Genomic DNA, 10963 nt, shown 5'->3' with positions numbered 1-10963 from the left:
ATCGTCGAACAGCATCAGGGCACCATACAGGCACAGCCCCAAGAAGCAGGAGCCAAATTTGTGGTCACTCTTCCGTTGATTGAATGAGGAGAAGATTTGAGGGAGTAAAGGAGCAGATAGTCGCTTGTTTTTGCGTTATGCTATCGATTTCCCACTCCTTTTGACTGTACTATCGGACTAGTAGACCGATCAGTATCTCCTGCATCCTCTGCTTTGATTCGCAGGGACAAGGTTAATTGGGATGAACTGTTGTCAGTGGGGGTCTATTGGGATTATTACCTAACCTATCTAGCTTGCCGCAGTGGTGATGGCGCGTACTACTATCCAGAAAGACTGACTCGATACCGCGTCCATGAGTTATCTGAAACCCATATCAGTGGGAGTGGAAACGCCAAGGCTCAGATCCGCAAAGGCAAATCCGGTATTTTTTGCTACGAACACTTTTTAGCAGATCCTCAATTACAAAAGCATCGGAGTTACTTTACCCAGAAATTAGCACAAGCGAACACAACTCTGGGTATTGGACTGATACGGTATGGACGGGTAGCAGAAGCACGCCCCTATCTTTTTCGTGCCTTGAGTCAAAATTTCAGTCTGCGAACTGTAGCAGCTCTCATGCTCAGCGTTATACCTCAACAATTAGTAAATCCTTTCGAGATATCTTCCAGACGGGAAATTATCCAACAGACAAAAGTACATTCAAAATTACATTAAGTATTTCAGGAATTACCATGACTATTTCAACACCAGAAAACGTAAAAGAAGTTCTTCATAAATCCCTAGGACAGTTAGATAAATTTGAAGAATGTATACTGCTAGACAATCCTGATCATTACAATATTGGCGACCACCTGATTTGGTTAGGCTCTGTACTCTTTTTGACAGATACCTTAAAAACGAAAATCAAGTATGCCACTGGTATTAACGGTTTCTCTGATGCCAGCCTAAAAAAAATTGATCAATGCCCCATAATCTTTAATGGAGGAGGAGCATTAGGTGATCTATATGAAGGTTTTCAAAATTTTCGAGAATCGATCATAGAAAACTATCGAGATCGACCAATTATTATTTTTCCTCAGACTATTTATTTTAGAAATCCCGAAAACCTCAAAAAAGCAGCAAAAGTTTTTAACTCCCATCCTAACCTAACCCTATTTACCCGAGATCAAGTCAGCTATGAAATTGCTCTTAAAAATTTCTGGAATTGTCAGGTGATTAAATCCCCTGATATGGCATTTCAAATGGCTGGTCTGTCTACTGACTCCATCCAGCCTGCTCAAGAGGATTCTAGTCTTTATCTTTGCCGAAAGGATCAAGAACTTAAGGCCACTAGTAACCTGAGTCTTTCTTCTAAGATAAAAAATCTTGTCTTAGAAGACTGGGTTTCAGATAGATGGACCCTAAGAACTACTAAGCAACTCTCTAAAGGTTGGTATTGGCGTATCCCAGGATTGGTCAGAATAATTCGGGAAGTTTATGAGCGAGGATTAGCAACTCCTAAAGAATGGTTATCCCGACAAAACTGGAAGTATTTTCATACTAATACTGCGAAATTTCAAACAACCCATAACTCCCCAATTAATCTAGCATCTTGGGGCCTGATGCACAGCGGCATCTATCAATTCAAAAGGCATCGTTTAATTATCACTAATCGTTTGCATGGTCATATCCTTAGTACTCTTTTAGAGATTCCTCATATCTTTCTTCCTAACTCTTATTACAAGAATGAAGCATTTTACGAAGCATGGACTTCACAAATTCCATTCTGCCGGTTTATAAAAGAACGATCAGAACTTGAAGTAGCTGTAGAAGAAATGTTAGATTACTATCCTTTATCAATAGGAATTAAGTAATAGATATAACTTACTTAGTAGAGGGCGTTAATAACACATACCACAGGTATAGTTACTGGGTAATGCCTGATAGATAAAACGCGAATAAAATTCGCTAATCTTTAAACCTAAGAGTCAATCATGACTAAAATCCTTTACCTAATTGCTTCTCATAGCAATCCAGACCAAGTTCTCAGACTAGTCAAGAAACTTAAGACTGGTAACCCTGAGTCCCAGGTCTTAATTCACCATGATCAATCTAAGTCGAGCCTTAGCCCAACGTCTTTTGAGCAGATCAACAATGTTCACATCCTGGAAGACTATGTTCCAGTTGGATGGGGAGATTTTTCCATGGTGGAAATGGAACTTCGCTGCATCAACTGGTTAATAGATAATTCTGTGACATTTGACTGGTTGATATTCCTCTCTGGTCAAGACTATCCCATTCAGCCAATCAGCCAAATCGAGCAGTTCTTGCAGAACACCGAATATGACGGATTTATGGAATATTTTCCGGTACAAGAACCACCAGAAACGGCTTGGCACTGGGGCAAAGATTTGGGCATAGAGCGCTATTTTTTTCGCTACTATAAGCTGCCAGCTAGTCTAAAGACTATAGTGTATAAGCTATATCGTGTTGTCAATTGGCAGCCCCTAGTCCGGATCAGGGCTGGTAAGTTTGGTGCCAGAATAGCAATCCGTTGCGTTTCAACACCTTTCACTCCAGAGTTTCAGTGCTACGCGGGTTCTCAGTGGCACACACTTTCCTATCGCTGTATTCAATATATCCATCAATTTGTTCAGCGTAACCCAGCATTTGTAGAACACTATCGAAACACACTCATACCAGATGAGTCTTTCATCCAGAGCATCCTGCTCAACCAGTCGATGCTAAAACTATTCAATGATAACAAACGTTATATCTCTTGGACTCCTCCCTATCCAGCCATCATGGGTGTCCAAGATTTTGAGTCAATGATTACCTCTGGTAAGCATTTTGCCCGCAAGTTCGATGACAAAGTAGATGCCAAAGTTCTCGATATGCTGGACAAACATCTTGGGGAAGATGCGGATAATAGGGAAGAATCTAGCTATAGTCCTTCTGATTTTTCTAAGGTTTAAATTAGGATTACTAGATCAGGTAGTTAAAGACTTCTGCGAAGGATGCACTAGTCAGAGTTTTCGATAATTTTAACAGGATAGCTACTTATGAAACTCTGTATCGTTACCCACAAAGTCATGAAAAATGATGGCCAAGGTCGAGTCAACTATGAAGTTGCCAAAGAAGCCATTCGTCGCGGTCATCACGTCACCTTATTAGCCAGTAATGTCGCCCCAGAACTCCAGCAGAGTAATCAGGTAAACTGGATTTTCATTCCAGTTAAAAGGTGGCCAACAGCACTAATTCGTCATCTGGTCTTTTCCTGGCGGAGTGGCAATTGGTTAAATCAACACCGTAGTGAGCTGGACTTAGTAAAAGTTAACGGTTCCATTACCAGAGCTGGATCAGATGTAAATGCTGTACATTTTGTCCACAGTTCTTGGTTGCGATCGCCTGCCCATACTTCTCGGCTACGTCGGGATTTGTATGGTCTTTACCAGTGGCTAGTTACAACCTTGAATGCCCATTGGGAAAAAAAATCCTTCCGTCAGGCAAAAGTAGTAGTCGCAGTTTCCGGAAAGGTCAAGAAAGAATTAGTAGACATTGGTGTACCCCCTGAATCCATTCAGGTGATTGTCAATGGTGTTGACTTACAAGAATTTTATCCCGGTGTGGCTGACCGCAAACAATTGGGTCTTCCTGAGGGAGTGCCTTTAGCATTTTTTGCTGGGGATATCCGAACACCTCGGAAGAACTTGGATACAATTTTGCACGGCTTAGTCCAAGTCCCTGAATTACACCTAGCTGTTGCTGGCATCACAGAAGGTAGTCCCTATCCTCAGCTAGCTGCAAGTCTCAATGTCAGTGAACGGGTACATTTTCTCGGGTACCGACGTGACCTTCCTGAGATCATGCGAGCTGTAGATTTATTTGTCTTTCCATCCCGCTATGAAGCCTGCACACTAGTGCTCTTAGAAGCAATGGCTTCAGGTTTGCCAGTCATTACCGCAACCACAGCCGGGGGAGCTGAATTGGTTACTCCAGCCTGCGGAGTGGTCTTGTCTGACCCCAACGATACCCAGGCTTTGGCAAAAGAGCTAAGCCTTCTGGTTAGTAATCCTGAAAAAAGGAAACAGATGAGCCAAGCTGCACCAATGATAGCCGCACAATACAGTTGGGAAAAGATGGCACAAAGCTATGTGGATTTATTTGAAGAACTGATCAGGTAGTGTAAATTTAATGTTTCCCAAAGGGAACAGGGAATAGGGAACAGGGAACAGGGAATAAAAATTATCACAATTCCTACACGAATTCCTATTGTAATTAATCAGTTTTTGTTAACTGTTGACTGTTGACTGTTGACTGTCCAATAAAACTCTGGCTCGGTTTCTGATCTTGCCTTTTGCCTTTTGCCTCTTGCCTCTTGCCTTAGGGAGTATGTTCACAACTTAAATACAAACGCTATAACTAGTTATGTCTAAAATTCCCACTGAACTCGAACCTATTGTTGATGAAATTAGTACCTTTACTGAGCTGCCCAGAGACGAGGTAAACCATCGAGTCTGGCAGGAAGCGCTGCAACTAGGCTGGAATGTTTGTCAAGATGCCAAAAACTTTGGAGTTACCCCTCACCACTATGATGCCAAGATGGAGGCTCTTTATAAAAATGGGTATGGCTTCATATTTGAAACAATGGTTTTTTGGGCTAGACCTGGACGAAAGCACTTGATAGAAATAACCCTAGAAAGAATTCAGAAGTATGCCTCACAGAAAGGGAAGACAACTGGTGATTTAAAAATTTTATTACTGGGTGATGGTACAGGCAATGACTCTCTGTACTTAGGGATGAATGGTTGTCAAGTTGAGTACTGCGACTTCCCAGGCAGTAAAACCTATGATTTTGTCACCAATCGATTTAAACATTATGGCTTGTTAGACAATGGCATCAACCTGATTCCTAGCTATGAAGCCTGTTTGGATAATCAGTACGATGTTGTGATTTCTTTCGATGTTCTCGAACACCTTACTGAGCCATGGATCGCCATTGCTAATATACGCTCCATGTTAAAAACAGAAGGTATTGCACTGATCACCGATGCTTATGGTGATGTTACCGGTAGACACCCAACTCATTTAGAGTCAAATCGAAAATTTAAAGGTCAAAGTCCCTTCATGTTTTTGAAAAAGGGCATGGTGCTTACTTGGTATGGTTCAGTCTTTAAGCCTATGGAATTTACCAAGGTCGATAAGTGGTCTTTAAGGGATTATTTTATTCTCTGGCAAGATAAAAAGGTGATAGTAGAGTATTTGTCTGGTCAATCAGGACTCTTGAAACAATTTGTTAAAAACTTTTTGGTCAAAAAATAACCCTATAGAGCCTTTTTGGGAAACTAACCGGATCGCTATTTGTTGCTGTTGAATAAAAAAATAGCACTCTTGACGAACGAAAATTAAACAGTTTTTACGGTTATTTTATTTTAACATAACTTTCGTATAAAGGAACTACTCCTGATGCAGGACATGAAACCAGTTGCTATTTGCATCCCTACCTATAATCAAGCCCAGTACTTATGGGAGTCAGTGGGTAGCGCCTGTGGTCAAACCTATCCCAATGTGGAAGTTTGGGTGTCAGACGACGCTAGCACTGATGAAACCCCTGAGGTGATGGCACAACTATGCCAGCAGTTTCCTCAAGTACGGTACTATCGGCAGCCTAAAAACCTAGGTATGGCGGCTAACAACAATTGGGTTTTGAAACAGCCAAACACTGAATTTATTGTTCGTTTGGATTCAGATGATGCCCTGTTACCCAACTATGTAGAAACGTTACTACCCCTGCTAGAGAACCATCCAGAGGCGGGTTATGCCCACAGTGCTGTGCAGGAAATTGATGAACGCAGTAACAATCGAGATGTGCGACGTATTGCAAGACAGCACGAGTTTCAGAGCGCAGACGACTCACTACGAGCCGCAGTTTTTGGCGTAAAAGTAGCTGCAAATATCGCTATGTTTCGGGCTGAAGCGTTGCCAGCAGTTAGGTTTTATGAAGATAGTCCCGATTTTACACAGGACTATAACATGTGGGTCAGAATGGCAGATGCGGGTTATGGGAACGTTTATGCCAATGAGATATTAGCGCGTTATCGCGTTTGGACTGATGCTAAAAATCTACGTCCTAAGCGTAAAAATATTGAATTACAAGGATGTATTCGGGTTTTTGAAGACAGTATATTGCCTGGTTTTAAGCGACGGGGTTGGGATACAAAGGTGATTGAGCAGCAGCGTCGTAAACTGGCCTTAAGACACACAGCATACTGTTATCGTCCACTGTTCAATGAGGTAGAACGCGCCGAGCTGATTGCTCTATTGAAAGAGTTAGGAGATTCACCAGCTTTGCGATTTCGCATGTTCCTATCGAGATTGGGTTTTCGTGCTGTCTTTGAATGGACAATTTCTATGGAATTACGGTTGAAAGGTATGGTGAAAGGTTGGTTAAGTACTCTACAGAGTTATTTACGGTCTCAAACAGCAGGATAGTAATCTGTTTAGAATTTAGAATTTAGAATTTAGAATTTAGAATACATTCTGCATTCTAAATTCTGCATTCTAAATTCTGCATTCTGACAAAAAACCTTGGCCAAAAGGCCACGCAATCGCGTTCAACCTAACTCAACAGTAGAAGAAATGAGAATCACTGTTATAGTCCCCACCTATCGCCGTCCAAAAGACCTAGAACGGTGTTTAAAGGCCCTGGAGAAGCAAACTCGACCAGCGGATCAGGTCTTGGTGATTGTACGGGATACTGATGCTGAAACTTGGGCGTTTCTTGAAGCATTCAACCCTGAGGTCTTACCCATGCGTCCTGTGAAATTAAGGATTCCGGGGCAAGTGGCCGCTCTCAACGCAGGTCTTGATGCAGCACAGGGAGATATTATTGCCATTACCGATGATGATGCTGCTCCCCGTGGCAATTGGTTAGCTTATATTGAAACTCACTTTCTGTCCGATCACCGGATCGGGGGTGTCGGTGGACGGGATTGGGTACATCTCGGTAACTACCTGGAAAATGGTGCTAGAGAACGAGTGGGTCGAGTGCAATGGTATGGACGGGTGATTGGTAATCATCACCTGGGGGTAGGTTTACCTCGCGAGGTGGATGTCCTTAAGGGAGCTAACATGAGCTATCGACGAACTGCTATATCCGGCTTGCGCTTTGATCAGCGTCTGCGAGGGACGGGAGCTCAAGTCCATAATGATCTGGCCTTTGGTCTAGCCCTAAGAAAAGCGGGTTGGAAGCTGATTTATGACCCAGGGGTAGCAGTAGACCACTATCCAGCACAGCGTTTTGATGAGGATCAGCGAGGTGTAGTTTTTAGCGATACTGCCCTGATTAATGCGGCACATAATGAAACTATAGTTTTGTTAGATTACTTCCCTGTTCTACAACGGATTATATTTATAGTTTGGTCAACATTGGTGGGAACGCGAGTTCAACCGGGTTTCCTACAATGTTTGCGGTCTTTCCCCAAGGAAGGACTTTTAGCAGGACAAAAGTGGCTTGCTTCTTTGCGTGGACGTTGGCAGGGTTGGTTGACCTGGAAAAAGTGCTTAGGCTAGCAAAAGGAATGGTTGAAGGGTGTTAGGTGAATAATCTCTTAGTTTTAGGGAGCAGGGAGCAGGGACTTCGGAGCAGGGAGCAGCGATGCAGCGCGGTCTTGGGGAGGCAGTGCGGTCTTGGGGGTTCCCCCGGAGACGAAACCTGATTACGTTGAGCCTTTATGGTTGGTCGGCTATGCAGAAAAGGGGTAAAACTTATTGATTAAGGCGAGCCTGTCTTACGGTAACTTCTAACCATGAGCAACTGCCGTGGTTTCCCCCACTCGCGCTTTGCATCAAGACGGGAGCAATAAATAAAATTAAAATGTACTTCAGGCTTACTAATAAACGCTATACTAACTAATCTATACTAATTAATAACTAATCTCTAATCTATTAGATATAGCATTGAAAAATGCATTTAAAAAAGTTGAAATTTTCTTTTTATTACCAAAAGTTACTGGATAATTTATTGCCTAAAACCTAAAACCTAAAACCTAAAACCTAAAACCTACAACCTAGGACTTTTCACCTCACCCAATTGAGAACTGCTGTGTATCTAATCCCTAACACCTAATGACAAAAGGAATTCCTATCAAACTAGAACCAGCCCCTGCTTGGACAGCCATCCTGTTATTTGTTGTCATTACAATACTGGGCATTATTGCTGGTGCTGGCACCATCATGCGTATTTTATTGCCTGTGGTAGGGTTTGCCGTGGGCCTTTTTCTCTATCGACGGTATCCTGTCCTCTACTTAGGTTTTATGTGGTGGCTATGGTTTCTGATGCCGTTGGTTCGTCGTTTAATTGACTATCGCAGTAACTGGGTTAATCCGAGTCCAGTATTGCTAGTAGCGCCTATAGTGACATGGATTACTGTGGATACCTTTTTAAAATACCTTCCTAGAGCCTATAAACAGGGGGGTTTGCCTTTTATTTTGGGATTCACCAGTATTTTGTATGGCTTTATCATTGGTCTGATTAAAAGCACTCCTATTTTCGCGATTCGAGGACTGATCGACTGGTTCACCCCAATTCTTTTAGGTTTCTACTTATTTATAAATTGGCGAGATTATCCTCGCTATCGCCAAAATATTCAGCGCACATTCCTCTGGGGTGTATTGGTGATGGGAATCTATGGCTTAGTGCAATATGTGATCGCACCGGAGTGGGATCGATTTTGGATGATCAACGCCAGAATGTTCTCTATGGGGAATCCCGAACCGTTTGGTATTCGTTTGTGGAGCACGATGAATTCCACTGGACCATTTGCTGCAACCATGATGGTGGGTTTGCTGTTGTTATTTAATAATAACAGTCCTTTACGTATTCCTGCTTCCATAGCTGGTTACTTGTCTTTTCTACTAACCTTGTCACGGACGATGTGGGCGAGCTGGTTCTTTGGACTAGCTTCCCTGACCAGTTCACTCAAACCCAAAATCCAGATGCGCATCATTATTTCTATCCTGGTCATGGGAATTTGTATCGTGCCGTTAACCACGATTGAGCCATTCTCGGAGGTAATTGGTAGTCGTTTGGCAACATTTTCTGACCTTGGAAATGATCACAGCGCGGAAGTTAGACAACAGATCTATGAAAAGAGTCTTGGCAAAGCTCTTTCTATGGTTCTAGGTAATGGGATTGGAAATACATTCACTATCGAACAAGGGGAACTCCGAAGCCTTGTGATTGACAGTGGCATTTTAGATATGTTTTTTACCCTAGGCTGGTTTGGCACTCTCCCGTATATGTCTGGATTGCTCCTGCTGGTATATAGTGTGTTCCAATATCCTGAGATTCGCCGTGATTCCTTCATGAGTACTGCTCGTGCTATTGGTTTGAGTAATTTAATCGGGCTACCGATTGGTAGCGCCATGCTTGGTGTTGGGGGATGTTATATTTGGGGATTTTTGGGTCTAACTATGGCAGCACATAAGTATCACCAGCATCAAAATAAGCTTTCTTCTGAAATGGAAAGTATTGCTGAAGTGAACACTGCTAAAGATAAGAATTATGAAAATTTTCTGATCAATGGCACTGACTAAAGAAGAACAGAAGTAGGAGATGGAAAGGAACAGCCGGAGCAACAGCCGGATGTTTCAACTACCAATTCCTAACTAACTCATAGGTCAAATATGGCGGTGCTTTGCTTTTTGGGAGAGGTTTGATGCGTATACTCCATATCTTAAACCATATTAAACAAACTGGTAATGGTATTGTCAATGTAGCGATTGACGTTGCCTGTGAGCAAGCCAAAGCGGGTCATGAGGTTGCTATTGCCTCTGCTGGCGGGGCATATGAAACATTGCTAAGCGCTTATGGCGTCACTCACTTTGAACTCGATCAGACCCGAAAACCATTGCATTTGCTCAAGGCTGCTGGGCGTTATCCAGGGATAATCGCAGAATTTCAGCCAGATATTGTCCATGGACACATGATGACGGGAGTAGTCCTAGCTCGGTTCCTACGGGGTTCAGCAAAATATAAGCTAGTATCCCATATTCACAATGTTTACCAACGTAGCTCAGTAGTGATGGGATTAGCTGAACGGGTGATTTCTGTGAGTGATGCGGTAGCAACGTCGATGTCTAAGCGGGGTATTCCCATGGGGAAAATGCCTGTGATCAAGAATCGCACTCTAGGCAGTCCCCGATTACCTGCTTTAGATACCTGCACTCCTAAAGCTTTGGAACATCCGGCTATTGTCACGGTAGCTGGCATGAACCGACGTAAGGGAATTACTGAGTTAATTAGCGCTTTTGAGCAGGTTGCTAAGAGTTGTCCTAAGGCACATTTGTACTTAGTCGGACATGGTCCCGACCGTCAAATGTTTGAAACTCAAGCTGCTGCATCGTCAGTTGCTGATCGTATCCACTTTGAGGGTTTTCAAAAAAATCCTCAAGCTTACATGATGGCAGCGGATGTTTTTGTCCTGGCCTCACACCGTGAGTCTTTCCCTCTGGTTTTGATGGAAGCACGACAGGTGGGTTGCCCGATTGTTGCTACTAGTGTGGATGGTGTTCCCGAAGCACTAGATTACGGTAAGGCAGGGCTGCTAGTTCCTCCTAAAAATGCGATCGCACTGGCAGATCAGATCGAGATGCTTCTGGCTAGTCCGTCCGAACAGGATAGATTAAGACGTGCAGCACGGCAAAACCTTGAGGAACTAACCCTCACCACTATGGTGGAGAAGATTACTACTGTCTACCATCAGCTTCTGAGATCAAGTCCGGTTGAATACCCATAATCAAAGTGTGGGGCGGGGGCGCGGGGAGTGTGGGGCGGGGGCGCGGGGAGATGGGGAGATGGGGAGATGGGGAGATGGGGAGATTTTTATTAAGCGATGCAGCGCGGTCTTGGGAAGGCAGCGCGGTCTTGGTGGTTCCCCCCATGAGCGACTGCCGTGGTTTCCCCCACTCGCTATTGCATCAA

General features: G+C 43.4%; 9 protein-coding genes. All 9 read left to right on the top strand.

Annotation, left to right across the window (positions count from 1 at the left end):
• Positions 1 to 255 precede the first annotated feature (255 nt).
• A complete protein-coding gene (locus F6J99_RS33580; protein ID WP_293119582.1) occupies positions 256 to 714 on the top strand; it encodes a hypothetical protein in 459 nt (152 codons plus the stop codon).
• A 17-nt stretch (positions 715 to 731) separates the two neighbouring features.
• The gene (locus tag F6J99_RS33575; protein WP_293119580.1) at positions 732 to 1853 is read left to right on the top strand and encodes a polysaccharide pyruvyl transferase family protein; all 1122 of its coding nucleotides are present in this window, start codon (positions 732 to 734) and stop codon (positions 1851 to 1853) included.
• A 120-nt stretch (positions 1854 to 1973) separates the two neighbouring features.
• Positions 1974 to 2954, top strand: coding sequence for a beta-1,6-N-acetylglucosaminyltransferase (locus F6J99_RS33570; RefSeq protein ID WP_293119578.1), 981 nt, complete (start codon positions 1974 to 1976; stop codon positions 2952 to 2954).
• Between the two features lie 87 nt (positions 2955 to 3041).
• The gene (locus F6J99_RS33565; protein ID WP_293119576.1) at positions 3042 to 4163 is read left to right on the top strand and encodes a glycosyltransferase family 4 protein; all 1122 of its coding nucleotides are present in this window, start codon (positions 3042 to 3044) and stop codon (positions 4161 to 4163) included.
• Between the two features lie 244 nt (positions 4164 to 4407).
• Positions 4408 to 5301 carry a class I SAM-dependent methyltransferase gene (locus tag F6J99_RS33560; protein WP_293119574.1) on the top strand — a complete coding sequence of 298 codons (894 nt, stop codon included), beginning with the start codon at positions 4408 to 4410 and terminating at the stop codon, positions 5299 to 5301.
• A 144-nt stretch (positions 5302 to 5445) separates the two neighbouring features.
• On the top strand, positions 5446 to 6471 hold the full coding sequence (locus F6J99_RS33555) for a glycosyltransferase family 2 protein (protein ID WP_293119572.1): 1026 nt from the start codon (positions 5446 to 5448) through the stop codon (positions 6469 to 6471).
• A 96-nt stretch (positions 6472 to 6567) separates the two neighbouring features.
• The gene (locus F6J99_RS33550) at positions 6568 to 7551 is read left to right on the top strand and encodes a glycosyltransferase family 2 protein (RefSeq protein WP_293119570.1); all 984 of its coding nucleotides are present in this window, start codon (positions 6568 to 6570) and stop codon (positions 7549 to 7551) included.
• A 555-nt stretch (positions 7552 to 8106) separates the two neighbouring features.
• Positions 8107 to 9576, top strand: a complete 1470-nt coding sequence (locus F6J99_RS33545) for an O-antigen ligase domain-containing protein (protein WP_293119568.1) — start codon at positions 8107 to 8109, stop codon at positions 9574 to 9576.
• 122 nt (positions 9577 to 9698) lie between these two features.
• Positions 9699 to 10778 (top strand): glycosyltransferase, encoded by a 1080-nt coding sequence (locus F6J99_RS33540; RefSeq protein ID WP_293119566.1) that lies wholly within the window; start codon positions 9699 to 9701, stop codon positions 10776 to 10778.
• The last annotated feature ends 185 nt before the right edge of the window (positions 10779 to 10963 follow it).

It is taken from the genome of Moorena sp. SIO4G3, assembly GCF_010692305.1.
Taxonomy (GTDB): domain Bacteria; phylum Cyanobacteriota; class Cyanobacteriia; order Cyanobacteriales; family Coleofasciculaceae; genus Moorena; species Moorena producens_A.
This window is presented reverse-complemented; position numbering and strand designations above follow the sequence as displayed.

Bases quoted from the DNA above. Each gene is read 5' to 3' on its own strand.
- F6J99_RS33575 (WP_293119580.1), top strand. From the start codon at position 732: ATGACTATTTCAACACCAGAAAACGTAAAAGAAGTTCTTCATAAATCC.
- F6J99_RS33570 (WP_293119578.1), top strand. From the start codon at position 1,974: ATGACTAAAATCCTTTACCTAATTGCTTCTCATAGCAATCCAGACCAA.
- F6J99_RS33565 (WP_293119576.1), top strand. From the start codon at position 3,042: ATGAAACTCTGTATCGTTACCCACAAAGTCATGAAAAATGATGGCCAA.
- F6J99_RS33560 (WP_293119574.1), top strand. From the start codon at position 4,408: ATGTCTAAAATTCCCACTGAACTCGAACCTATTGTTGATGAAATTAGT.
- F6J99_RS33555 (WP_293119572.1), top strand. From the start codon at position 5,446: ATGCAGGACATGAAACCAGTTGCTATTTGCATCCCTACCTATAATCAA.
- F6J99_RS33545 (WP_293119568.1), top strand. From the start codon at position 8,107: ATGACAAAAGGAATTCCTATCAAACTAGAACCAGCCCCTGCTTGGACA.
- F6J99_RS33540 (WP_293119566.1), top strand. From the start codon at position 9,699: ATGCGTATACTCCATATCTTAAACCATATTAAACAAACTGGTAATGGT.